Here is a 24,555-nt window from a genome sequence, read left to right as displayed (position 1 = left end):
TATCCAAGACCAAAGCGGCCCGAAACTGTGCCGGATGCGGTATCATTGTGTGGCGATATTGTGGTTTTCGCCGAATGTCGCCATGTAGGTCGCATGTCAAAAGCCATTCTTCACAGTTCCGGTCCTGTTACACTTCTCGGTGGGGGGCAAGCTACCGCACAAGACATTGCGGAGGCGTTAACCATCGCGCCGAAACTCGTGGCGGTGGATGGCGGGCTGGTTGCAGCACAGGCCGCAGGAGTTGATCCTGTGGCTGTCATCGGTGATATGGACAGCGCACCCCCAGATGCGCTTGCCCGTGTGCCGACCCAGCATCAGCACCGCGTAAGTGAACAACAATCTACTGATTTCGACAAGGCTCTTCGTTCTGTTGCCGCCCCTGTTGTATTGGGGGTGGGGTTTTGCGGGGGGCGTGTTGATCACCAGTTGGCTGCTTTCCACACCCTATTGGCCCACGTGGACCGCCCCTGCATTTTACTGGCACAGGACGAGATTATCGTGATGGCCCCTCCCTGCATGGCATTGCCGATGGAGGCGGGCGATGTTGTTTCGCTGTTCCCGATGGTGCCTGTGACGGGGCGCAGTACGGGGCTGGAATGGGCGATTGAAGGGTTGGCGTTTGATCCCGCTGTGTTCATCGGCACATCGAACCGCGCGACAGGTCCGGTTCAGCTGTGGATGGATGATGCTGGCATGTTGCTGATCGTGGCGCGGCGCTATCTTAAACCGCTGGTGGCGCATTTTGTGCAAGACGCCGCGCGTTGGCCTGCTCGCGTAGAACAACATACACCCCCGCCACCACAGTAAGGGTAATGCCCCAAGCGGCCAGCGTATCGGGCAGTTCGGAGAACAGCCAGTAGCCTACGAAGGTGGCCACCGGAATTTCCAGATATTGCATAGGCGCCACTGTGGCGCTGGGCGCAAAGCGCAACGACCATGTCATCAGCAGATGCGCAAAAGTACCAAGCAGGCCGATCGCCGCCAGCAACCACCATTCATCGGCGTTTGGAACCACCAGTGAAACGGGCGCAAAATCAACGGTTATACCCACCACCATAAGCGGACTGAGTATGATTATCGCAATTACTCCACTGACCGCTTGCAACGCGATGGCGTCAACCTCTTTTGCAATCTGGCGGGTGGTCAGCATAAACAGCGCAAAGATCACTGCCACCGCCAGCGGCAGCAGGGCCACCCAGCCAACGGCCAGAAAATTGGGCTGGATCACCATTAATGTACCAACAAACCCGACACCGCAGGCCGCCATACGGTGCAGCCCGACCTCTTCGCCCAGTACGAAGTGACCCAGTAGCAGCATGATGAAAGGCATGACAAAGGCGATAGCGACTGCCTCCGCTAGTGGTAGATATTGCAGGGAGGTGAACATGAAGCCGATGCCAAGGATGTGGAGCACGGTGCGAATGGTCGCCAGTCGCCATGCGCGCGGCGAGAGGCGCCAATGTACACCCGCCAGCACAACCAAAGGGATGAGGATAACAGCCTGCACGCCAAAGCGGGTCAGGATCAACTGTCCCAGCGGAATTGTCGGCCCAAGAATTTTTGCAATCGAGTCGCCCAGCGGGGCAAGTATGCAAAACCCCAGCATAAGCAGGATACCAAGAACGGGACGGTCAGCTGTCATCCTTACGGCCTATGCGCTGACCGTAACGCTGGCAATACCCAAGAGGTGGTTAACGTGTGGGGAAATCGTATTCAGGCGTGGCGGCGAAAGAGGGCGGCACAGATGCGCCGCCCTTCTCAAGGTCAAAGCAGGGCGAGCAGGGCTTTCGCCGCTTCCGCTGAGGAGGCGGGGTTCTGCCCTGTCACCAACTTGCCGTCGGTCGTGACAAAGCTGGCCCAGTCCTCGCCGCGCAGATAGACGCCGCCGTTGGCCTTGAGCATGTCTTCGAGCAAAAACGGAACTACATCGGTCAGGCCAACGGCCTCTTCTTCACTGTTGGAAAAGCCGGTGACTTTTTTGCCCGCGACCAACGGTTTGTTGCCCAGCTTTGTATCCTTGAAGATCGCTGGCGCGTGGCAGACTGCTCCTATGGGCAGGTCATTGGCGGCAAAGCTCTCGATCAGGCGGATGCTATCGGCATCTGTTGCCAGATCCCACATGGGACCGTGACCACCGGGGTAGAATACGGCGTCAAAGCCGTCACTGCCGACCGAAGACAGGGTGACGGTGCTGGCCAATGCGGCCTGAGCGCCCTTGTCAGACTTGAAGCGTTTGGTCGCCTCTGTCTGCGCATCCTCTGAATCGCTTTTGGGGTCCAGTGGGGGCTGACCCCCTTTGGGAGAGGCCAATGTGATTTGTGCGCCAGCATCTTTTAGCGCGTAATAGGGGGCGGCAAACTCCTCCAGCCAGAAGCCCGTCTTTTCGCCCGTATCGCCCAAGGTGTCATGGGAGGTGAGGATCATAAGAATATTCATTGGGGAGTGTCCTGTAATTGGGTCCATGATGCCGCGCATCAGGTGTTCTATGCAAAGCTAACCCTGCACAGACAGAACCGTTCCCGATTTTTGCGGTAACCACACGTCAGCCTGCCAGAAAGACGACAGACAGGTTCGGTAACCGCTTATTCAGCAGTTCGGCACGTTCACGGCCAAACCGCCCAGAGAGGTTTCTTTGTATTTCTCGCTCATGTCGACACCGGTCTGGCGCATGGTTTCGATACAAGCATCCAGCGGCACAAGATGTGTACCATCGCCGCGCAGGGCAAGGCTTGCGGCTGAAACAGCCTTGATCGCGCCCAGACCGTTGCGCTCGATGCACGGCACTTGCACGAGGCCTTTCACCGGATCACATGTCATGCCCAAATGATGCTCCAGCGCGATTTCGGCAGCGTTTTCGACCTGCTCGGGCGTGCCGCCCATCACAGCACACAAGGCGCCTGCGGACATTGCAGCAGCAGAGCCGACTTCGGCCTGACAGCCTGCTTCGGCCCCGGATATGGAGGCGTTGAACTTGACGAGCCCCCCGATAGCGGCGGCCGTCAGCAAGAAATCTTCGACGTGGCTCTCTGAGGCACCAGGCACGTGGTCGAGATAGTAGCGCAGGGTGGCAGGCATTACGCCAGCGGCACCATTGGTGGGGGCTGTGACCACTTGACCGCCCGCAGCGTTTTCCTCGTTCACGGCCATGGCATAGACACTCATCCAGTCGTTAATGGTGTGAGGCGCGGATTGGTTCATGCCACGCTCGGCGATGAGGGCATCATGGATGCCTTTGGCGCGGCGTTTGACGTTCAAGCCACCGGGCAGGATGCCGTCAGTCTCAAGGCCGCGATTGATACAATCGTTCATAACTTGCCACAGGCGTTTGGACCCCTCACGCAGATGCACCTCGCCATTGCGGCTGACCTCGTTGGCGCGTTTCATCTGGGCGATATTTTTGCCAGACGCTTTTGCCATTTCCAGCATCTCCGCGGCGGATTTGAACGGGTAGGGCACGGGTGCGCCTTCGTCTGTGTCCTTGCCTGCGGACAATTCTTCCTCGGTCATCACAAAACCTCCGCCGATGGAGTAATAGACCTGCCGCAGAGTGATATCGCCCTGCGCATCGGTCGCCATCAGGGTCATGCCGTTGGCGTGGCCTGTCAGGGGGGTCTCGTAATCAAAAATCAGGTCGGTCTTGGGGTTGAAGCGTAAAGTGCCCAACCCTTCCACTTCCAGCGCATGTGCCTCCTCAATCCCTTTCAGGGTTTCCTCGGCCTTGATGGCGTCATAGCTTTCGGGAGTGAACCCTGCGAGGCCGAGGATCGTTGCGCGATCGGTGGCGTGCCCTACACCTGTAAACGCAAGGCTACCGTGCAGGGAGGCGCGCAAGCCCGCAAAGTGGAAAGGCGAGGCGCGCATCATCTCTAAAAAGCGCGCAGCAGCTACCATCGGTCCCATGGTGTGTGAAGAAGAGGGACCGATCCCCACTTTGAACATCTCGAAAACAGACAAAAACATCAGGTCGCACTCCCTTGGGGCGGGTTGGCATAAACAGGTGCTGTGAACGGGGTTGGCCCCAGTCCTTCGGCAGCTTGCAAGTGTGTGGTGCAGGCCAGTTTCTCAACCCGCGCGCACGTTGACGCCAACGCGGGCGTTGCGGCTAAATCGAACCAGTCGCGCGGACCATCGACAGGGTAGAGAGCGCACCAGCGCAGACAGCCCGCCAAATAGAAATCGAGCCCTGTAGGAGCGACAGCACCAAACAGCTCGGGTTGTTTGGTGGCGGCGGCGTCCAACTGTTCTAGTGCTGTGCGGATCTGTCGGCGCAGCCCGTTTTGCAGCGCCGTCTGCTGCACGGTGTTCTCCCCAATGTACTTTGCGGGATAAAACAGCATGCGCAATGCAGGGTGCAGAGTATTGGCGGTGAAAAACAGCCATTTGAGGTAATCGGCGCGCGCAGGGTCTGAAGACCGGGGGCCGAGCCCGCCATGTGTGTCGCCCAACCATAGCAGAATTGCGCCCGTCTCGAACAACGGGCCGACAGGGGTTTCCAGTACGGGGATCAACCCGTTTGGATTAAGGGCAAGATAGGCAGGTGCGCGCTGCCCTTGCGCGGCGCGGTCAACCAGCGCATCGGTGTAGGGCACGCGCAAATGATCCAGCGCAAGACGGATAATAAGCGAGGCGTTATCTGGGGCGTAGTGGAGGACGTATGTCATGTTGGTCTGTCTGCCGATCCACCAAAGCAAACGCCCGCCTGAAAACGACGCCACGGCACGCATTTGGGGCAAATAGGCCAAAGGCGCTGCCCTTGCTCGAAAGGAGATAAAGTGTAGTCCGTAACGCAAACCCGAGAAGTTCATTAAACAAGGTGCTAAAAAAGCGGTCTGTCGCCTCTCGCACCTGCGCGCGTTTGGGCATATACGAAGGGCCAACCCTGTCAAACCTCGGAGCTGCCCCATGTCCGGAGAACTATCGCCCATCGACAAAGCCAAGTTCGTAGCCGCCAAGCGCGCTGCCGAATTTGTCGAGGACGGCATGCGTGTCGGGTTAGGAACGGGATCAACAGCTGCGTGGTTGGTGCGTTGTCTGGGTGAGATGGTGCGTGATGAGGGTTTGAAAATTCGCGGCGTACCGACGTCGAGCCGGACGGCGCAGCTGGCGCGCGAAGTGGGGATCGAAGTGATCTCGCTGGATGAAGCGAAATGGCTGGACCTGACGATTGATGGCGCTGACGAGTTTGACGGCGATCTGAACCTGATCAAAGGCGGTGGCGGTGCTTTGCTGCAAGAAAAGATCGTGGCGACGGCCAGCGACCAGATGGTTGTGATTGCAGATATCGGCAAAGAAGTCGAACATTTGGGCGCATTCCCGCTGCCCATCGAAGTAATCCCCTTTGGCTGGCAGACAACGCAGGCGCTGGTCGAGGAGACGTTGATCTCCATGGATGTTCTGGGCCGTTCAAGTACGTTGCGGATGAATGGCGACCGCCCGTTTGTGACGGATGAAGGCAACCATATCCTTGATCTGCATCTGGGGCGCATCGGAAACCCGCGTCAGCTGGCGCTGGTCATTAACCAGATGCCGGGCGTGGTCGAGAACGGTCTGTTCATTGATATCTGTGACGCGGTTGTGATCGGGTTCGGGGATGGTAAAGTTCAGGTGCGCGACATAAACCAAGGCACTGTCGCCACAGAGCGGCTGGATTTCGTCGAGAGTGACAACCTCTTTTCCGACCTGAGTGATTGAAAGGCCCTGCCATGAGTGACGCCAAAAGCGATTTTGACTACGACCTGTTTGTAATTGGCGGCGGTTCGGGCGGCGTGCGCGCGGCGCGTGTCGCTGCGGGCGAATACGGCGCGCGCGTCGGACTGGCAGAAGAAGACCGCTATGGCGGGACATGTGTAATTCGCGGGTGTGTCCCGAAAAAGCTGATGGTTTTTGCCTCGACGTATCGCGATGCGTTTGGGGATGCGCGCGAATATGGCTGGGACGTAAACGACGGACCGTTTGACTGGCACATCTTTGCTGACAAAATGCGCAGCGAGCTGGACCGCCTTGAGGGCGTGTACCGTAATCTTCTGGACGGCTCTGGCGTCGATAAATTCGATGCACGTGCCACACTAAAGGACGCGCATACTGTTACCCTCTCTACGGGCGAGGAAAAGACGGCCAAACACATCCTGATCGCCAGCGGCGGGCGGCCTGTACGGCCTGACCTCAAGAACGCCGAGTTGGGGATCGTATCGGATGATATTTTTCATCTTGAGTCGTTGCCACGCTCGATGTTGATCATCGGCGGCGGATATATCGCGTGTGAGTTTGCCTGTATCCTGCACGGCCTCGGGGTCGATGTGACAATGTACTATCGCGGGGGCCAGATCCTGAACGGATTTGACGACGAGGCGCGCGGCCTTGTGGCCGAACAGATGCGGGCGCGGGGCATTGCCATGCATTCGGGTGCCAGCGTACTGGAGATGGAAGAGCGCGAAGGCGGTATCTGGACCAAAGCAACCACCGGCGCCGAAAAGATCTTTGACAAGGTGTTGTTTGCCACTGGCCGCAAACCCAATAGCGACAACATGGGGCTGGAGGCGCTGGGCGTCGAGATGGAGCGTAATGGTGCCATCAAGGTAAACGAATACAGCCAGTCCGGCGTGCCATCGGTCTATGCCATCGGAGATGTGACGGACCGCGTGAACCTGACGCCGGTTGCGATCCGTGAAGGTATGGCATTTGTAAAAACCGTATTCGGTGGAGAGCCCACACCAGTAGATCACGAACTGATTGCATCTGCGGTATTTACGCAGCCTGAAATGGGCACGGTGGGCATGACCGAGGAAGAGGCCGAGGCGCAAGAGCCGATCGAAGTCTATGCCACGTCGTTCAGGCCGATGCAGACAGCGTTTGCAGATCGTTCTGATCGCGTGATGATGAAGCTTGTTGTATCTAAGGCCAATCGCACTGTGCTGGGTTGTCATATCGTCGCACCGCAGGCGGGCGAGATGATCCAACTGGCAGGAATTGCCGTGAAAATGGGCGCAACAAAAGAACAGTTTGACCAAACCTGCGCTGTGCATCCGACGATGTCGGAGGAATTGGTCACAATGCGGACGCCTGTGCGCACATCTTGAGGCGATACGCCTTGAAATAACCGTGTGAACGCACAGTTTACACTTCATACGACAAGCCTGCCTCGGTGCGGGGCGACTTAAAGAGGGAAATAAATATGGCTGGCAACACGGGCGGTCCTTGGGGCGGCGGTGGTAATTCGGGCGGCGGCAATAATGGCGGCGGCAACGGCGGCGGTAACAATGGTGGCGGCAATAACGGCGGCAACCGTGGCAATGGCGGCGGTGGCGGCGGCGGTGGTGACAAGCCACCAATCCCCGAAATCGACGAACTGGTCAGAAAAGGTCAGGAGCAGTTGCGCGTCCTGATGGGTGGCGGTGGCCGCAATAACGGCACTGGCGGCGGATCGGGCGACGGCCCGAGCGGCCCTGCGCTGACACGCGGAACGGTCGGCATCGGTGTTTTGGTTGCGGCTGCGGCGTGGCTGTTTGCTTCGACCTATACAGTGCGCCCCGAACAGCAATCCATTGAGCTGTTCCTTGGTGAGTTTTCGGGCATCGGGACCGAGGGTTTGAACTTTGCGCCGTGGCCCTTGGTCACAGCTGAGGTATTCGATGTCACCACCAACAGAACAGAAACGTTGGGCGTTAGCCGTTCTGCGGGTGACAACGACGGCCTTATGCTGACAACCGACGAAAACATCGTCGACATCGATTTTCAGGTGGTCTGGAACATTAAAGACGCCGAGCAGTTCAAATTCTCGCTGCGCGATCCAGACGGATCGGTTCGTGCGATCTCTGAATCCGCCATGCGCGAGATTATCGCCCAGTCCGAGCTGGCTCCTATCCTGAACCGTGACCGTGGTCTGGTAGAGGAACAGGTCAAGGCGCTGATCCAGACAACGCTAGACAACCGTGAGACAGGCATCAATGTGCTGCGTGTGAACGTGAACAAGGTTGACCCGCCAAGCCGGACCGTAGTGGTCACGTCTCCGGATGGGTCGACTGCACAGGTTTCAGTTGTGGACGCATTCCGCGACGTTCAAGCCGCCGAGCAGGAACGCGACCGTCTGGAGCGTCAGGCCGATGCCTACGCCAACCAGAAAGTCGCCGAAGCCCGCGGTGAAAGCGCAAAACTTCTGGAAGCTGCCGAAGGCTACCGCGCGCGCGAAGTCAACGGTGCCATCGGTGAGGCGTCTCGCTTTGAGGCGGTTCTGACCGAATATTCAGCAGCCCCCGAAGTGACCCGCAAGCGTCTCTATCTGGAAACGATGGAGAAGGTTCTGGGGCAGGTCGACAAGATCATCCTGGAGAAAAACAACGGAGAGGGAGGCAACAACGGCGTAGTATCGTATTTGCCGCTGAACGAGCTGCGCCGTAGTGGAGGAAACAACTGATGAACAAAGTAAGCTTCTTGATCCCTATTGTGGCGATTGCTGCAGCGGCTCTTTTGTCCTCGATTTTTGTGGTGGACGAGCGTGAAAAGGCACTTGTGCTGCGCTTTGGCCAGATCAAACAGGTGCGTGTCGAGCCGGGTCTCGGCTTTAAGGTGCCTTTGATCGACGAGGTCGTTCGTTTCGAAGACCGTATTCTGTCGCTGGAAACGCCTTTGATCGAAGTGACGCCTGCCGATGATCGTCGTCTCGAGATTGACGCGTTCGTTCTCTACCGCATCGACGACATCGTGCAGTACCGTCAGGCGATTGGTTCGGGCGGCGAAACCCGTGCGGCCAATGATCTCAGCGGTATTCTCGAATCCCAGATCAGGGCCGTGCTGGGTAGCCAGGGTGTGACCTCCAACACCATCCTGTCGCCAGAACGGTCAGCCCTGATGGACCAGATTCGCGCCCGCGCAGATGTGCGTGCCAATGCGCTGGGTCTCGAAGTGGTAGACGTGCGTTTGCGCCAGACCAACCTTCCCGAGCAGAACTTTGACGCAACCTTGCAACGTATGATCGCCGAGCGTGAGCGTGAAGCGACTGACGAGCGTGCGCGTGGCCGTGAAGCGGCACAACGTGTAACAGCCCTTGCGGATCGTACGTTTGAAGAAATCATCTCGGAAGCGCGCCGTGATGCACGTATCATCGAAGGTGAAGCAGATGCGGAACGTAACCGGATTTTTGCCGAGGCCTATTCCAAGGATGCGGAGTTCTTTGAATTCTACCGGTCGCTCGCAGCCTATGAAGAAGCGCTGAAAGGTAGCAATTCGCAGATGGTGATGTCACCAGACAGCGAGTTCTTCAACTACCTACGCTCCGATCAGGGCTCGCGCTCGGACGAGGGCGAGTCGCGCTAGGGCACCCAAACAAATCTTGGAAGAGGGGGCCTGCAGTAATGCAGGCCCCTTTTTTGTTGCGTGACAGTCAGAGGACGGTTCAGCGCGCAAAGCTTGATCCGGGCGAATTAACCGTATGAATGTCTAAAAACATCATTTCTTGCCGCCCGATTGCTCACAGCTGCGTCACTGCATGTTGATTTCGCGCGCGCGCAGCACATGTTTCATATTGCGGTTAGGCAAGGCACCATGCAGTCTAAGCGCAACGAAACAGCCCCCATCAAGGGGCGTGATGTCGATCAGGAGACGATATATGCAGCCCAAAGCGGTCGCCCGGACACAAACACCAGCATTTTCCGTCGCATTACGCGCAGCACTTGTGGCGCTGATGACGTTGACGCTGGTTGTTTTGCAGACACTCGCAGCGCAGGCCAAGCCAGAAAGTCTTGCGCCACTGGCCGAGAAAATCAGCCCCTCTGTCGTGAACATTACCACCTCTACTTTGGTGGAAGGGCGCACAGGGCCTCGCGGCATTGTTCCCGAAGGCTCGCCCTTTGAAGATTTCTTTCGCGAGTTTCAGGACCGCAACCGCGGCGATGATGATGCACCCACCCCACGCCGCTCGTCTGCGTTGGGATCGGGCTTTGTTATTTCCGAAGACGGCTATGTTGTAACAAACAACCACGTGATTGAAGGTGCGGACGAGATTACGATCGAGTTCTTTTCCGGAGCGGAGCTGATTGCAAAAGTTATCGGCACCGATCCGAACACAGATATTGCTTTGCTCAAGGTCGAAGCAGACGCGCCGCTGCCTTTTGTCAGCTTTGGCGACAGTGACGCCGCGCGCGTGGGGGATTGGGTGATCGCGATGGGCAATCCGCTGGGTCAGGGATTTTCGGTATCAGCCGGTATCGTATCGGCGCGCAACCGTGCGTTGTCTGGTACCTATGACGACTATATCCAGACTGATGCTGCGATTAACCGTGGCAACTCGGGTGGGCCGTTGTTCAATATGGACGGGGCAGTGATCGGTGTGAACACCGCGATCCTGTCGCCCAACGGCGGCTCCATCGGTATCGGATTTTCGATGGCAGCCAATGTTGTGACCCGTGTTGTAGATCAGTTGAAAGAGTTCGGCGAAACCCGTCGTGGCTGGCTAGGTGTGCGCATTCAGGACGTCACGCAGGATGTGGCGGATGCGATGGGTCTGGCAAGTGCGACGGGCGCTTTGATTACCGATGTGCCAGAAGGGCCTGCGAAGGAAGCGGGGCTGGAGACTGGCGATGTGATTTTGTCATTTGATGGCGTTGATGTTGCCGACACCCGCGGCCTTGTACGTCAAGTGGGCAACAGTCCTGTTGGTGCCACCGTGCGCGTGACAGTGCTGCGCGAAGGCAAAAGCCAGACCATCGCTGTCGTCCTTGGCCGCCGTGAGGACGCGAACGGGGCGAGTGCGTCAGACGTCGAGGAACAGCCCGAGACGCCTAGCACTCCAGAAGTGTCATCGTTGTTGGGTCTTACCGTAACACCGCTGACCGACGACATGCGTAGCGAATTGGGCGCAAGTGCGGAGATGGTTGGTCTTGCGGTGACAAATGTCGAGGATGGCTCGGAGGCGTTCGAGAAGGGTCTGCGTGCAGGCGATATCATCACCGAGGCAGGTCAACAGAAGATCACAACAATCGCCGATCTGAATGACCGTGTGGCGGCCGCACGCGAGGCCGGGCGCAAGTCTTTGTTGTTGCTCGTGCGCCGCGCAGGCGATCCACGGTTCGTCGCATTGACGCTCGACGAAGAGTAGCAGCAGGCTCAACCAGACCAACGGGCGCTCCTTCGGGGGCGCCCTTTTTGTTTTGGAGTGGGCCGATTGGCTCCCGTCATTGGAGCATGCTGTTTATTGGAGTATGTAGTTGAAGCGCATGGCGGCGATGCATTCCGGCCTTATGGCGAGCGCGGTACCGCAACGATCCCGAGGTCCCGCGCAGTCTTGATCGACAAAACATCGCTAGGAAGACCATCGGCTGTCTGGACAGCCAAGACGGCACGCCGCGTGACATCATCCATATTGCCATTCACCACACCGGTATAAAGCCCCCGCGCTTGTAACGCGCGTTGCAGGGTCGATACGAATTCAATGGTAAAGGCAGGCGGGCAGGGGATTTCGAACCAGCGGTCGGTGCGCGGCGTCACGATCTGCTGGCGGCTTTCTTCGCGGTAGACTGGCAAGGTTGCGATGGTGCCATCGGGGTTTACCCTGGCGGGCGTTACGAGAACCTGTTCTGTCACTGTCTCAATCACCGCTGGCGTCGGAATCTTGCCCCAGCACGTACCTAGGGGCGCGCCAGGTGGGGCGAGGCCATTGCCAACGATAACGCCTTGCTCTGACACTGTCTGGTTTTGCAGGCAGCCGGCAAGAAACACGGCCCCCAAGAGGGCTGCAATAACGCGAGTGGAAGATGCCTGTGTCATAGCCCAATGCCTTTGGGTCTGGTTTTGCTCGCGCTCAACCTAGCGTGTTTTCACTGGCCTGCCTAGAACAGTAATACCGCGCTGCAAGATGCCGCGCAAAAGGGGCTGGTACGTGGCCGGACCCTTGCGTAAAAAGAGGGAAATCATCTGGAATAAGGGCAGCTTTGATGGCCAAGATCACTTACGTAGAACATAACGGTAAAGAACATGTAGTAGAGGTCGCGAATGGCCTGACTGTCATGGAAGGCGCACGCGACAATAATATCCCCGGCATTGAAGCAGACTGCGGCGGGGCCTGTGCCTGTTCGACCTGCCATGTCTATGTGGATGACGCATGGGTCGAGAAGCTGCCTGCCAAGGACGATATGGAAGAAGACATGCTGGATTTCGCTTATGAGCCTGATCCAGCCAAATCGCGTCTGACCTGCCAGTTGAAAGTGACAGATGCGCTGGACGGTCTGGTTGTGAAAATGCCTGAAAAGCAGATCTGATGCGAAAAGCGGCGCGGCGTCTGCTGTGGTGCGGGTGGCCATGTGCCACACGCCGCGCACGGCTGGCGTTGGGTTTTGTTGCAGCCGTGTCAGGCACTGCTGCAACCGCTGAAACGATCACATCCGCACGGTTTGCCGAGCCAACTACACGCTATGCCCATGGCGTTTTGGGCGACTACGAAGAGTGGGGCGCGCTTGTTATCGAAACGCGTGACCCTGACAACTCTTCGGTGGCTCAGGACGCAGTGTTGCGTAAGAAGAGCTATCGTATCCGACTGCCTCTAACTTCTGTATTCGAGGATGTTGCACCGCGTCTTGCGGATGTTGATGGTGACGGTAAACCCGAGATTGTCGTGGTCGAGAGCGATGTGGACCGCGGCGCGTCTCTTGCGATCTACACCGAAAAGGGCAAACTTATTGCGACCCCCTATATCGGCCAGCGCAACCGCTGGCTTGCCCCGATCGCTATTGCGGATATGGACAGTGATGGTCATGTGGAACTTGCCTATATAGACCGCCCCCATCTGGCGAAGACCTTGCGTATCTGGCGTTTTCAGAACGGTGCGCTGTCTCAGGTCGCGCATCTGGCAGGGTTGACCAATCACCGTATCGGCGAGCGCGACATCGCTGGCGGCTTGCGTGATTGTGGCAAAGGGCCAGAGATGATCGTGGCACGCAGCGACTGGCAGCGGCTGATGGCCGTCACATTCAACGGCACCAGCCTGCGCGCACGCGATATCGCCCGCCACAAGGACCGCTCCAGCTTTGCTGCGGCACTTGCATGTAAATGAGGGCGCTGTTTTTCGGCATAACCCTAGCGGCAGCCGCCACATCTATAGCTGCACAAGAGCAAATCACGCCTGACGATTTTCTTGATCTGGCTCTGGGTCGCACCTTGAGTTTTTCCAGCATCCGGTCTGGTATGCTGGTAGGGGAGGAGCAGTTTTTACGCCGTGATCTGTCTGTCTGGGCCGATGAAACAGGCCGCTGCACCTATGGCAGGATCGAGCAGCGCGGCCCTGAAATCTGCTTCCTCTATGAGGATTACCCCGACCCCGACAATTGCTGGCTGCCTTTTCTGGATCAGGGAACGATTCTGGTCATGGCGGTACGCACGGGCGAAGTGCAGCGCATCAGCGATATCAATGACACGCCGATCACCTGCGAAGGCGCGCCAACGTCCTGATGACACTTTGCCGCTAATCGCGCGACACGCGCTACGCCTTCAGGACAGCGCGCGCCAGCCGATATCGCGGCGGTGAAACCCGTCGGGCCAGTCAATCCCGTCAACGAGCGCATAGGCTTTTTCGCGTGCCTGCGCCAGACTGTCGCCGCGCGCTGTCACGTTCAGCACACGGCCCCCAATAGCAACGATATTGCCGTTCTGTGATGCAGTACCCGCATGAAACACCATATTGCTGCTGTCCTCAGGCAACTCCCCCAGCCCGCCGATGACCGAGCCTTTCTCATAGCTCCCCGGATATCCGTTGGCAGCCAGTACGACTGTAAGCGCATGATCCTGCGCCCAGTTCACCTGCATCTCGCTGAGACGGCCTTGTGAAGCGGCGTGCATCAAATCAAGTGCTTGGGCGCCCAGCCGCATCATCAGCACCTGACACTCGGGGTCGCCGAAACGGACGTTGTATTCGACCAGCCGTGGTGTTCCGTTTTCGATCATCAGGCCAGCATAGAGGACACCCTGATAGGGCATTCCGCGTTTTACCATCTCGGCCATTGTGGGGCGGATGATTTCGTTCAATGCGCGCTCTGCAATCTGGTCCGTCAGGACAGGCGCAGGGGAATATGCCCCCATACCGCCCGTATTGGGGCCGGTATCCCCGTCGCCGACGCGCTTGTGGTCTTGCGCGGTTCCGATCGGCAGCACATCCGCACCGTCACACAGCACGAAAAATGATGCTTCTTCGCCAGCCATGAATTCTTCAATCACCACTTCCGCACCGGCCGTGCCAAATTCGCCACCGAACATGTCGTCAATCGCGGCTTCGGCCTGCGCTAGGGTCTCGGCGATGATCACACCTTTGCCCGCTGCCAGCCCGTCTGCCTTTACCACGATGGGTGCGCCTTGCGCTTTGACATAGGCTTTCGCTGCGGCGGCATCGGTGAAATGGCCGTATGCGGCAGTCAGGGCTGCACAAGCATCGCAAATTTCTTTGGTAAATGCTTTGGACGCTTCCAGTGCAGCGGCTGCTTTTGAAGGACCAAAGACCAGCACGCCAGCTTCACGCAACCTGTCGGCAACGCCATTGGCCAACGGGGCCTCCGGGCCGATAATCACAAAGTCGATATTGTTGCGTGCGGCAAATTCCACCACTGTGCCGCCGTCATTGATGTCGATGGCCGCGCAATCGGCGATTTGGGCAATCCCTGCATTGCCCGGTGCCACGATCAGCTTGTCACATTTAGGGTTCTGCAAAACAGCCCAAGCAAGACTGTGTTCACGCCCGCCACTGCCCAAGATCAAAATATTCATAGCGCGCGCTCCCTTGGCCTTTGTCGGCTTGCGTTTTATGCTGGCTGCGCGCCATGCACAAGGATGCACAGATGGATCTGTTCGACGACCGCCCCGAAGAAGACGCGCCGCAAGGTAACAGCCCCGAATATACGGTGGGCGAGCTTTCGGGCGCTATCAAACGCGTAATTGAGAACGAATTCGGCCATGTCCGGCTGCGCGCAGAAGTAGGCCGCGTCAGCTTGCCCCGTTCGGGCCATGTCTATCTGGATCTGAAAGATGAAAAGGCCGTCTTGTCCGGCATCATCTGGAAAGGCGTGGCGTCGCGGCTCGGTACGATGCCCGAGGAAGGGATGGAAGTGATCGCCACAGGCCGCATCACGACATTCCCGGGGCAGTCGAAATACCAGATCATCATCGAAGATATCAAACCCGCGGGCATGGGTGCGTTGATGGCAGTGCTGGAAAAGCGCAAGGCGGCGCTGACAGCCGAAGGCCTGTTTGATCCTGCACGCAAACGCCCGCTGCCGTATCTCCCTGAAATCATTGGCGTTGTCACCTCTCCTTCCGGTGCGGTGATCCGCGATATCCTGCACCGCCTGCGCGACCGCTTCCCGCGTAAGGTGTTGATCTGGCCCGTTGCCGTACAGGGGGCGAAATGCGCTCCGGAAGTTGCCCATGCCATAAAGGGTTTCAACCGTCTTACCCCTGGTGGGGCGCTGCCCCGCCCTGATCTGATAATCGTGGCGCGCGGTGGCGGTTCGGTTGAGGATCTGTGGGGCTTTAACGAGGAAGCAGTGGTGCGTGCCGCCGCGGCCTCTGACATCCCGTTGATCTCGGCAGTGGGGCATGAGACCGACACAACCCTGATCGATTACGCCTCTGACAAACGGGCGCCGACGCCTTCGGCTGCTGCCGAGCTGGCTGTGCCTGTTCGGGTTGAGCTTATGGCCTATCTGGACCAGCAGCACGCAAGGATGAGCAGGGCGCTGAGCCAGGGACTGGTCCAGCGGGGACAGCGTTTGCGCGACATGTCACGCGCTTTGCCGCGCCCCGACAGTCTGCTCGACAATCCGCGCCAAAGGCTTGACCGCGCAAATGATCGCCTGTTGCGTGCGGCATCCCTGACAGATACGGCCCGTCAGCGGCTGGAGCGCGCGTCGCTGCGTCTTGACCCTGCCCTGATGGCGGGTGTGCAGCGCCGCCGTATGCGGCTGGCGGACCTTGGTGGCGGCTTGCGACCTGCCACATTGCACCGCCGTCTGACACAGGACCGACAGCGCGCGGCCAGCCTCGCAAAACGTCTCGATCCCGCACTTGCCCGCGAACGTGCTTTGCAGGAGGCCCGCTTTGTCCGCGCGTCCAAGGTGCTGTCCGATATCGGCCAGCGCCAGATACACGACTGGCGGTCCCAGATCACCGCAGCCGAGCGGTTGCGCCGCACATTGGGCTATGAGGCTACGTTGGAGCGCGGATTTGCCGTGGTCCGAAGCGGTGATACCATCGTCACATCGCGTACTGCCGCCGCGCAGGCCGCAGCCCTTGAGATCCAGTTCAGTGATGGGAAAATCAGCGTCAAACCCTGATATAGCTATTTTTTCTGGCCGTAAGTCCTCCGGGGAGTCTTTGCCGCACGGCAAAGACGGGGCAGCGCCCCAGCCCTATCCGGTACGCGGTCAAACGCCGATTTTGGGCCCAAGGCACAAGAGCTCTTCCGTGCTTTCAGTCGCTTCATAAAGCGGTGTGACCGCAGGATCATTCTCGAATCGCGCAATCAATCCACCCGAACCCAATTCGAAGCTCCAGCATTGGGGGTCTGGGCGGTCATCGTAGGTAAAGCAGATGAGCCCGCTATCTTCGTACCAAGCCCCGTCCTTGCATTCGCCATCCAGAAAAGACCAGCGAACCCGACGGTCAGGCAGGTAAATCTCTGCGCCATAAGGCTCTGCACCATTGCCGTAGTAAAGAGTCTTTCCACGGGTGTAGGCATCAAACTCCTCCGCGCTCATCAAGGATTGGGCGCAGGCGGGCAGGGCAACGAAAGCGGTAAGGCAAAAGGCGATAAGTTTCATATCCGAGGTATGCCAGAGCTGTAGCGCCCATGCCAGTACCGTACCTTGTTTCCTATCCGCACCCGCGCATCTTTGCTCATCGCGCAAAGGGCCGCTGAATTGTCGCTTTTCGCCTCAACGCAGGCAGCGGGTTTTGTTAAACCGACCCAAAGAACAAGGGGACTTTGGCAATGGCGCTGGATGCAAACAAGAACGGGCCTGATAAAGGTGTCTGGAAGTCGGGCAAAGGCAAAGGCCGCCGCCATACAAAAGGCCGCCAGCTGGAAGACAGCGCATGGAATGATGTGCGTACGCTTTTGGATGCAGAGCCACGCGACCGCGATCTGCTGATTGAATATCTGCACCTTATTCAAGACAAATTCGGCCATCTCTCTGCTGCGCATCTTCGGGCATTGGCCGAAGAAATGCGCCTGAGTATGGCGGAGGTCTACGAAGTAGCGACGTTTTATGCGCATTTCGATGTGGTCAAAGAGGGCGAGACCCCGCCACCGGCGCTGACCATTCGTGTGTGCGACTCGCTCAGCTGTGAACTGGCGGGCGCGCAGGCCCTCAAATCAGCACTCGAGGACGGGTTGGACCCCGCAGAGGTTCGTGTGCTGCGCGCGCCCTGCATGGGGCGTTGTGATACGGCACCCGTGCTGGAATTGGGCCATGCCCATATCGACAATGCGACCCCTGAAAAAGTACATGCTGCGATTGCGGCAAACCACACACATGCGCACATCCCCGACTATCAGGACTATACTGCATATGCTGCTGATGGTGGCTATGCCTCACTTGCCACCCTGCGAGAGAGCGGTGACTGGGAAGCGGTGCAGGACAAAGTGCTGGCCTCGGGCCTGCGTGGCTTGGGCGGTGCAGGCTTCCCGTCCGGGAAAAAATGGGGCTTTGTGCGCGCCAACGAGGGGCCGCGCTATCTGGCTGTGAACGGGGATGAGGGTGAACCGGGTACATTTAAAGACCGTTATTACCTAGAGCGTACCCCACATCTGTTTCTTGAGGGGATGCTGATCGCCGCATGGGCTGTGGAAGCTGACCGCGCCTATATTTACATGCGCGATGAATATCCCGCCGTGCTGGAAATTCTCGCGCGCGAGATCGCAGCACTTGAGGATGCCGGCATCGTCGAGGCAGGCTATATCGATCTGCGCCGTGGTGCAGGTGCGTATATCTGTGGTGAAGAATCGGCCATGATCGAGAGCATCGAGGGCAAGCGTGGAATGCCGCGCCACCGTCCGCCTTTCGTTGCGCAAGTCGGCATCTTTGGTCGCCCTACGTTGGTGCACAATGTAGAGACCTTACACTGGGTCGCACGGATTTGCCGTGAAGGGCCCGAGATTCTCTCGTCGGTCGAACATAATGGCCGCAAGGGTCTGCGCAGTTATTCGGTTTCTGGTCGGGTGGCCAAGGCGGGTGTTTACCTGCTGCCAGCCGGTTCGACGATCACAGATATCATCGCGGCTGCGGGCGGCATGGCAGAGGGGCATGTGTTCAAAGCGTATCAGCCAGGGGGGCCATCCTCGGGGCTGCTGCCTGCCAGCATGAACGACATTCCACTTGATTTTGATACGTTGCAGCCCCACGGCAGTTTTATCGGATCGGCAGCTGTTGTTGTTCTTTCCGAGATGGACCGTGCGCGTGATGCGGCCCTCAACATGTTGCGGTTCTTTGAGGATGAAAGCTGCGGGCAGTGCACACCTTGCCGTGTTGGCTGTGAAAAAGCCGTAAAGCTGATGCAGGCAGATACATGGAACCAAGAGCTGCTGGAGGAACTGTCCACAGCGATGGTGGATGCATCTATCTGCGGCTTGGGTCAGGCAGCGCCAAACCCGATCCGCATGACAATGAAGCACTTTTCTGACGAGATTTAGCAGCTTTCCACACCTCATGCGCTGCGTGAGGTGTGGTTGGTAATATCCTGATTAGTTTATTTATTTTGAACAACCAGACAGGCGCAGCGCTGACGCTTGAGGCTGGTGCAGAGCTTTTGAGCGCCTTGCCTTGTATTGCGTCCAATGCGGCCGAAGTAATAGCCCTTTCTGCCCGAGACGCGATTTTTCACATAGACCAGATCCAGCTTTTCGCGGCGGACCTGACCGCTGCAGTTTGCCGTCAAATTCCGGATCTTGGCCTGTGCTGACTTCTTGGATGTTCCAAACCCCAATTGAACGCCCCATGGTTTGATCGGGGGTGGCGCAGGCTTCACCCGCTTGATGGGGGTTAGCTTGCGGTTGCGTGCCATTTCGGAACAGGCGGTATAAAAGCTCTTGTCCGGCGCTAGTCCAAAGTCATGGTTTGCGGGAGGGGCATCGCGCCATTGCTCGGCATTGAGCCCGGTGATGATCGGTACGTAGTTGACGGTTTCTTGCGCCAGCCCTTTGCCTTCCAAAAAGCCTTCGGCGCGCCGCTCGCCGCCGTTATAGCCAATTGCTGCCATGCCTTCGTTGCCATAGCGGCGGACCATCTCGGCGAGGTACTGTGCAGAGTGTTCCAGCGCATCGGCGGGGTTGTACGGATCTTTCAGGCCACGGATACGCGCTGTTGAGGGAATGAACTGTGCGATGCCTCGCGCGTTGGCGGGGCTGAGCGCGTTCGGGTCAAAACGGCTTTCTTGCCAGATAAGACGGGCGAAGAAGCCGGTGTTTAGGCCATGCCGTTTCGAGAAAATTTCGATAGCGTTGCAGGTGTCGTAGACAAAATGCTGGGATCTGATGCAATGGGCGTGGCCCCATTTTCCGCTGCTGCACTGTGGTGCGCGCGGATCGGCAAAGGCAGAACCTGCCCAAATCACTGACAAAAAGATCGCTAACAACCGCATAACATGTTGGTGGCGCGCGGGGGCGCGGTTGTCAATCGTGCACCCTTCCATCCTGCCGCGCGAGGGGTTAGATCAGGGAGGCAGTCCAATTCGGAGACCACCCGCGTGGCGTTTTTCAAAAAACTCAAAGATCGTTTGTTCAAATCTTCCTCCAAAATTGACGAGGGGCTGGAAGCGATCGTCAGCGACGGTGGCACAACGGAAGAAGCGGTAGACGCGGCAGTTGAGGATTCAGCGCAAGCCGCTGCCGAGGTGGCAAAACAGGCCGCCGAACGTGAAGCACAGCAGATAGCTGCCGAAGAAGCGGCGCAAGTGCGCGCTGAAGCAGCGGCACGCGCGCAGGCCGAAGCCCGTGCAGAAGCAGAAGCACGCGCAGAAGCAGCGGCGCGGGTCAAAGAGGCGGCTGAGGCTGAGGCAGCAGCATGCGAGACGCGTGAAGCTGAAGCGAGGGCTCAGGCCGCCCGAGCAGCGCAAGCTGCCGCGGAAGAAAGCGAAAGACAGCAAGCCGCTGAAGCTGCCCGCGCTGCGGAAGCTGCGGCACATGCCGCGAAAGAGGCGCAGGCAAAACAAGCAGCCGAAGTGGCAGAGGCCGCGCGCGCACGCGAAATACAACAGCAAGCAGCCGAAGCCGCGCGGGCCGAGCAGCAAGCCTTGGAGGCTGCTCAAGCCACCGCCAAGGAGCAGCCGGCAGTAGAACCCTTGCGCACTACGATCGTGCCGGTGACCCCTTCTTTGGAGGAAGAGGAGCCGTCAGAGCCCGCGCCCAAGCGGGGCATATTGGGGCGCCTGATGGGCCGTGGTACATCTGCACCCGTCACGCGCCGCGTGTTGGATGACGCGATGCTTGAGCAGCTGGAAGAGCTGTTGATCACGGCAGATATGGGTGTCGATACGGCCCTGCGTGTCACCGCGAACATGGCCGAGGGGCGTCTGGGCAAAAAACTCTCTGTGCAGGAGATCAAGACCCTGATGAGCGACGAGATTGCGCGCATCATGGAGCCCGTTGCCAAACCACTTCCACTGTATGCGAAGACACCGCAAGTGGTGTTGGTCGTGGGGGTTAACGGGTCTGGTAAGACAACGACCATCGGCAAGCTGGCAAGCCAGTTCCGCGCGGCGGGCAAGAAGGTGGTGATTGCTGCTGGCGATACTTTCCGCGCTGCCGCTGTGGAGCAGTTGCAGGTCTGGGGCGAGCGTGCTGGCGTCCCCGTGTTGACTGCACCGCAGGGCAGCGACCCTGCCAGCCTTGCATTTGATGCGATGGTGCGCGCCGAGGCAGATGGCGCCGACTTGCTTATGATCGACACTGCTGGGCGTCTGCAAAACCGTGGTGATCTGATGGAAGAATTGGCCAAGATCGTGCGGGTGATCCGCAAGAAAGACCCGGACGCGCCGCACAACACTCTGTTGGTGCTGGACGCCACCACTGGGCAGAATGCAGTCAATCAGGTGAAGGTATTTCAGGAAATTTCGGATGTGTCGGGGCTCGTGATGACCAAGCTGGACGGCACGGCCAAGGGTGGTGTTCTGGTGGCGCTTGCGGACAAGTTCGGTTTGCCCATCCATGCCATTGGTGTCGGCGAACAAATCGATGATTTGCAGGCATTTGATCCGCAGGAATTTGCAGACGCGCTGACAGGGTTGGACCGCTAAGTGCCCCGCACGTGACTGATTGGCTTATTTCAATCGAGGGCACCGATACGGGGCATAGCGTTGCGCTAATGTTGGCCTTGATGGCTGCATTTCTCCATGCAGTGTTTGGCGCGCTTCAGAAAGGCCGCCATGATCCTTGGCTCACGCGGGGGGCGATTGACGGGTCATATTGCCTGATGGCTGCGCCTTTTGCCTTGTTTGTCGTGCCATGGCCCGAGCCGCACATGTGGGCCATATTTGCGGGTGCATGGGTGATCCACTGTCTTTATAAATTCCTGCAAGCAGCAGCCTATACCAAAGGCGCATACACGGTTGTCTATCCCGTGGTACGCGGTACGGGGCCACTTTTTACCGTGATCGGCGCCTACCTGCTGTTTGGCGAGGTATTCAACGGCATCCAATGGATGGGTGTGGCCGTTCTGATGGCAGGAATTTTCGGGCTGGCGGCCTACAATATGGCGTATCTTGAGGCCGAGCGTGAGACGCTGAATGTTGCGCTGGGGCTGGCGGTGGTGACAGGCCTATTCGTCGCCACGTACACTACATTCGATGCGTACGGCATCCGCGCCACAGCCAATCCGTTCACCTTTTTGGCGTGGTTTTTCATGATAGACGGTTTTTTATTCCCGATCATCGCTTACAGGCGGTGGCATGGGATGGAAAATCCGCCCGCTGTAGGACCGCTAATGCAACGTGGCGTCTTTGGCGGGATGGTTGCCTTTCTCAGTTTTGGATCAATAATGCTGGCCACACGCCTTGATAAGGTGGGAGAGGCCGCAATATTGAGAGAGACATCAACAGTCTTCGCGGCCCTCATCGGTTGGTTGGTGCTGAAAGAAACGGTTGGCCCGCGCCGCATCGCCTTGATGACGTTAATCGCGGCTGGCGCGGTAATAGTAGAATTTGGAGGCTAGCCATGGCTGAAGCACGTGAGATCAACCCAATCCTCAAACAGGTTCTGGAGCTTGGCCCGACGCTTGCATTCTTCGTGTTGTATATACGGATAAAGGATGACGTGTTTACATTTGGCGGCACCGAATACACGGGGTTTATTGTGGCAGCTGTGGTGTTTGTGCCGATATTGCTGATCGCGATGGGTATCCTTTGGGCGCTGACGGGCAAGCTGAGCCGGATGCAGGTTTTTACAGCCTTTATGGTCATCTTTTTCGGTGGCCTTACCGCTTGGTTCAATGACGAGCGGTTCTTCAAGATGAAGACCACAATTGTTTACGGCTTTCTGGCGCTGATCCTTGCGGTTGGTCTGCTGCGGGGGCGATCATGGCTGGAATATGTGATGGCTGATGTGATGCCGATGCAGCACGAGGGCTGGATTATCCTGACAAAGCGTCTGGCAATGGCATTTACGGCACTGGCCGTTGCGAATGAGGTGATCTGGCGCACAATGTCCACCGATGCATGGGTCAAGATCGAGACATTCGGCTTTCCCGTGGCCTTGATGGTCTTTCTGTTCTGGCAGTTCGCGCAGCTCCAGCCCTACGTGATCGAGCCTGAGAAGGACGCAAACTAAGTATTATTTGCGCAGATCCGCGTGCAGTGCACGTCCAGCCTGCACGCCTTTGCGTGCGCCCATCTGGTCCAGCCACCGCGACATGTTCGGCTTGTCTGCCAGCGTCTGCTGCTGGCCTTCCCATAGGCTGGCCCAGCCCCAGATTGCAAAATCGGCGATAGATATAAAATCACCTGCCACATATTCGCCCTTGGCCAGCTGGCGGTCCAGCACACCATAGAGCCGCGCGGTCTCGGCGCGGTAGCGGTCTTTTGCATAGGGGATGTCTTGGGGCGGGTCGGCCTTTGGGGCGAATTTGAGAAAGTGATGCGCTTGGCCTGCCATTGGCCCCAGCCCGCCCATCTGCCACATCAGCCACTCATCCACGCTGATCTGGTCGCGGGCCGATGTGCCGTAGAACATGCCTGTCTTGCGCGCAAGATATTGCAGTATTGCTCCGCTCTCAAACACTGAAACAGGTGCGCCATCCGGTCCGTCAGGATCGGTAATGGCTGGCATCCTGTTGTTGGGTGCAATCTCTAGAAAGGCGGGCGCGAATTGATCGCCTGCACCGATATCAATAAGACGGGTTTGGTAAGGCAGACCCATTTCCTCCAGCGCGACCGAGATTTTCCAGCCGTTCGGCGTTGGCCAGTAATACAGATCAATAGGCTTGTTCATGCTGTGGCCCTTTCAGTCGGCGCTTTGTTTGCATGATGCGTTTTTTCGCGCGCGGGGCAAGGGACGGAGGGCGCAGGGGGCGCATCTTTCAAAGCGGTCAACAAGCGCGTGAGGGGCAGTTGACCCGTCAGTAATGCGCCATTGAACGCCATTACCCCATGCCTTGTGTAGCTGGACCAGTGACATATCCGCCGCTGCGGCGGGGCCAGTGGAAAGCCGAGTGTGGCGAGGCACTTCAGCGTAGTGGTGCAATCAATCTGTACCTGATGTGCATTGGGCATCGCGATGCCGCGGCCGATTGCACCGCTGCCAGAGACGAGGCGCTCAAAAACCAGATCAAACAGCGCGTTTTCATGGCTTGTTACATGAACGAGATGACAGCTGCGCCCTGCCGGTGTTGCCAACGCATGGCGCGCTAGTCCGATATGTGCTGCACCGCTTAGCAAAACCATCCGCCCCACATCGCCGGATTGTAAATAGGGCAGGGCGGCCAAAGCCACAGTTGCGCCCAGTGAATGGGCAATCACCTGCACAGGCCCGCGTTTTCTCAAAGCAGCAATCACTTCTGCCAGATCACGCGCAGCGTCATAGGCGGCGGCACAGGCAACGGCCAGTCCACCGCGCGCATGCCAGCCGAAAGCAAGGCTTAGAGTGTCAGGCTGCGCCAGTCCTAATGCTGCTGGCCATTCTTCTGCTGCGAAAATCTGCCGATGGGGGCAACGTCCTGTGACAAAAGGGGAGTATTTGTACCCGTGCACCATGATGACCGATACGCCACGACCGTTGCGCGCCTGTACAAGCACGTTGCGGATGGATCGGGTAGACGCGTGCAAAGCAGGGCCGTTAACGGTTGCGTTGATGCGCAGGAGGGGCATAGCCGGTCCTTTCTTGCTGCCGCACCAAGGGACAATGCGCACCTGTGAAAATAGACCCGTTCAGCATGTTGCGCAGGCATGAATATCCCGTTACCTGATCGCCCCATAGCTTGACGATCTTGGCGTGATGGCCTAACCCGTCAGGCAGTGGCGATTTGTTACCGGATTGCGGGCCACTTAAAATATTCCGCTAAAAGGTCAGGATGAAAGCCCCCTTTCGCTTGACCGCGT

General features: G+C 58.1%; 24 protein-coding genes and 1 riboswitch. Of the genes, 14 read left to right on the top strand and 10 right to left on the bottom strand.

Annotated elements, in window-relative coordinates:
• The first annotated feature begins 93 nt into the window (after nt 1-93).
• Entirely contained in the window at nt 94-807 is a 714-nt protein-coding gene (locus Q0903_RS10495) for a thiamine diphosphokinase (protein ID WP_299029052.1), read from the top strand.
• On the opposite strand, the gene Q0903_RS10490 is transcribed toward Q0903_RS10495, so the two are convergent.
• The 4 genes from Q0903_RS10490 to Q0903_RS10475 form a co-directional block, all read right to left on the bottom strand.
• Nucleotides 722-1,642, bottom strand: coding sequence for a DMT family transporter (locus Q0903_RS10490; RefSeq protein ID WP_299415079.1), 921 nt, complete (start codon nt 1,640-1,642; stop codon nt 722-724). The genes Q0903_RS10495 and Q0903_RS10490 overlap by 86 nt on opposite strands.
• 122 nt (nt 1,643-1,764) lie before the next feature.
• Nucleotides 1,765-2,436, bottom strand: coding sequence for a type 1 glutamine amidotransferase domain-containing protein (locus Q0903_RS10485; RefSeq protein WP_299029058.1), 672 nt, complete (start codon nt 2,434-2,436; stop codon nt 1,765-1,767).
• Nucleotides 2,437-2,586: 150 nt separating this feature from the next.
• Nucleotides 2,587-3,960, bottom strand: coding sequence for an L-serine ammonia-lyase (locus Q0903_RS10480; protein WP_299415077.1), 1,374 nt, complete (start codon nt 3,958-3,960; stop codon nt 2,587-2,589).
• On the bottom strand, nt 3,960-4,661 hold the full coding sequence (locus tag Q0903_RS10475) for a glutathione S-transferase family protein (RefSeq protein WP_299415076.1): 702 nt from the start codon (nt 4,659-4,661) through the stop codon (nt 3,960-3,962). The genes Q0903_RS10480 and Q0903_RS10475 overlap by 1 nt, the downstream gene beginning before the upstream one ends.
• Before the next feature lie 241 nt (nt 4,662-4,902).
• Here Q0903_RS10475 and rpiA point away from each other — a divergent pair, with 241 nt between their 5' ends.
• The 5 genes from rpiA to Q0903_RS10450 all read left to right on the top strand — a co-directional run bounded on the left by rpiA (nt 4,903) and on the right by Q0903_RS10450 (nt 11,089).
• Nucleotides 4,903-5,691 carry a ribose-5-phosphate isomerase RpiA gene (gene rpiA, locus Q0903_RS10470; RefSeq protein ID WP_299029066.1) on the top strand — a complete coding sequence of 263 codons (789 nt, stop codon included), beginning with the start codon at nt 4,903-4,905 and terminating at the stop codon, nt 5,689-5,691.
• Between the two features lie 11 nt (nt 5,692-5,702).
• Complete coding sequence (gor, locus tag Q0903_RS10465; protein ID WP_299415074.1) at nt 5,703-7,076, top strand: glutathione-disulfide reductase; 1,374 nt, start codon at nt 5,703-5,705, stop codon at nt 7,074-7,076.
• Between the two features lie 95 nt (nt 7,077-7,171).
• The gene (hflK, locus tag Q0903_RS10460) at nt 7,172-8,410 is read left to right on the top strand and encodes an FtsH protease activity modulator HflK (RefSeq protein WP_299415072.1); all 1,239 of its coding nucleotides are present in this window, start codon (nt 7,172-7,174) and stop codon (nt 8,408-8,410) included.
• Nucleotides 8,410-9,309 carry a protease modulator HflC gene (locus tag Q0903_RS10455; RefSeq protein WP_299029078.1) on the top strand — a complete coding sequence of 300 codons (900 nt, stop codon included), beginning with the start codon at nt 8,410-8,412 and terminating at the stop codon, nt 9,307-9,309. The genes hflK and Q0903_RS10455 overlap by 1 nt, the downstream gene beginning before the upstream one ends.
• Nucleotides 9,310-9,601: 292 nt before the next feature.
• Nucleotides 9,602-11,089, top strand: coding sequence for a DegQ family serine endoprotease (locus Q0903_RS10450; protein WP_299415070.1), 1,488 nt, complete (start codon nt 9,602-9,604; stop codon nt 11,087-11,089).
• A 140-nt stretch (nt 11,090-11,229) separates the two neighbouring features.
• Here the strand turns inward: Q0903_RS10450 and Q0903_RS10445 are convergent, their stop codons facing one another.
• On the bottom strand, nt 11,230-11,757 hold the full coding sequence (locus tag Q0903_RS10445; RefSeq protein ID WP_299415068.1) for a peptidoglycan-binding domain-containing protein: 528 nt from the start codon (nt 11,755-11,757) through the stop codon (nt 11,230-11,232).
• Between the two features lie 167 nt (nt 11,758-11,924).
• Here Q0903_RS10445 and Q0903_RS10440 point away from each other — a divergent pair, with 167 nt between their 5' ends.
• From Q0903_RS10440 to Q0903_RS10430, 3 genes are read left to right on the top strand one after another with little or no spacing between them, the layout of a single operon-like run.
• Complete coding sequence (locus Q0903_RS10440; RefSeq protein ID WP_299029087.1) at nt 11,925-12,248, top strand: 2Fe-2S iron-sulfur cluster-binding protein; 324 nt, start codon at nt 11,925-11,927, stop codon at nt 12,246-12,248.
• The gene (locus tag Q0903_RS10435) at nt 12,248-13,039 is read left to right on the top strand and encodes a VCBS repeat-containing protein (protein WP_299415066.1); all 792 of its coding nucleotides are present in this window, start codon (nt 12,248-12,250) and stop codon (nt 13,037-13,039) included. The genes Q0903_RS10440 and Q0903_RS10435 overlap by 1 nt, the downstream gene beginning before the upstream one ends.
• Nucleotides 13,036-13,434 (top strand): hypothetical protein, encoded by a 399-nt coding sequence (locus tag Q0903_RS10430; protein WP_299415064.1) that lies wholly within the window; start codon nt 13,036-13,038, stop codon nt 13,432-13,434. Before Q0903_RS10435 ends, Q0903_RS10430 begins: the two co-directional genes overlap by 4 nt.
• Nucleotides 13,435-13,473: 39 nt before the next feature.
• Here Q0903_RS10430 and purD read toward each other — a convergent pair whose 3' ends face one another.
• A complete protein-coding gene (gene purD, locus Q0903_RS10425; protein ID WP_299415062.1) occupies nt 13,474-14,739 on the bottom strand; it encodes a phosphoribosylamine--glycine ligase in 1,266 nt (421 codons plus the stop codon).
• 71 nt (nt 14,740-14,810) lie between these two features.
• Here purD and xseA point away from each other — a divergent pair, with 71 nt between their 5' ends.
• On the top strand, nt 14,811-16,304 hold the full coding sequence (gene xseA / locus Q0903_RS10420) for an exodeoxyribonuclease VII large subunit (RefSeq protein ID WP_299415060.1): 1,494 nt from the start codon (nt 14,811-14,813) through the stop codon (nt 16,302-16,304).
• Between the two features lie 90 nt (nt 16,305-16,394).
• On the opposite strand, the gene Q0903_RS10415 is transcribed toward xseA, so the two are convergent.
• Complete coding sequence (locus tag Q0903_RS10415; protein ID WP_299415058.1) at nt 16,395-16,790, bottom strand: hypothetical protein; 396 nt, start codon at nt 16,788-16,790, stop codon at nt 16,395-16,397.
• A 170-nt stretch (nt 16,791-16,960) separates the two neighbouring features.
• Between Q0903_RS10415 and Q0903_RS10410 the strand changes: the two genes are divergently transcribed.
• Nucleotides 16,961-18,661: an NAD(P)H-dependent oxidoreductase subunit E gene (locus tag Q0903_RS10410; protein ID WP_299415056.1), complete on the top strand. Its 1,701-nt coding sequence runs from the start codon at nt 16,961-16,963 to the stop codon at nt 18,659-18,661.
• A gap of 56 nt (nt 18,662-18,717) precedes the next feature.
• On the opposite strand, the gene Q0903_RS10405 is transcribed toward Q0903_RS10410, so the two are convergent.
• Complete coding sequence (locus tag Q0903_RS10405; protein ID WP_299416040.1) at nt 18,718-19,581, bottom strand: lytic transglycosylase domain-containing protein; 864 nt, start codon at nt 19,579-19,581, stop codon at nt 18,718-18,720.
• A 132-nt stretch (nt 19,582-19,713) separates the two neighbouring features.
• On the opposite strand from Q0903_RS10405, the gene ftsY reads away from it, so the two are divergent.
• From ftsY to Q0903_RS10390, 3 genes are read left to right on the top strand one after another with little or no spacing between them, the layout of a single operon-like run.
• Nucleotides 19,714-21,261, top strand: coding sequence for a signal recognition particle-docking protein FtsY (ftsY, locus tag Q0903_RS10400; RefSeq protein ID WP_299415054.1), 1,548 nt, complete (start codon nt 19,714-19,716; stop codon nt 21,259-21,261).
• An 11-nt stretch (nt 21,262-21,272) separates the two neighbouring features.
• Nucleotides 21,273-22,175, top strand: coding sequence for a DMT family transporter (locus Q0903_RS10395; protein WP_299415052.1), 903 nt, complete (start codon nt 21,273-21,275; stop codon nt 22,173-22,175).
• A 2-nt stretch (nt 22,176-22,177) separates the two neighbouring features.
• Entirely contained in the window at nt 22,178-22,789 is a 612-nt protein-coding gene (locus Q0903_RS10390; protein WP_299029117.1) for an inner membrane-spanning protein YciB, read from the top strand.
• A gap of 3 nt (nt 22,790-22,792) precedes the next feature.
• On the opposite strand, the gene Q0903_RS10385 is transcribed toward Q0903_RS10390, so the two are convergent.
• Complete coding sequence (locus Q0903_RS10385) at nt 22,793-23,449, bottom strand: glutathione S-transferase N-terminal domain-containing protein (protein ID WP_299415050.1); 657 nt, start codon at nt 23,447-23,449, stop codon at nt 22,793-22,795.
• The gene (locus tag Q0903_RS10380) at nt 23,446-24,324 is read right to left on the bottom strand and encodes an alpha/beta fold hydrolase (protein WP_299415048.1); all 879 of its coding nucleotides are present in this window, start codon (nt 24,322-24,324) and stop codon (nt 23,446-23,448) included. Before Q0903_RS10380 ends, Q0903_RS10385 begins: the two co-directional genes overlap by 4 nt.
• Nucleotides 24,325-24,461: 137 nt before the next feature.
• Nucleotides 24,462-24,538: riboswitch (SAM riboswitch) on the top strand.
• Nucleotides 24,539-24,555 lie beyond the last annotated feature (17 nt).

The organism is uncultured Sulfitobacter sp. (genome assembly GCF_947502895.1).
Classification (GTDB): Bacteria; Pseudomonadota; Alphaproteobacteria; order Rhodobacterales; family Rhodobacteraceae; genus Sulfitobacter.
This window is presented reverse-complemented; position numbering and strand designations above follow the sequence as displayed.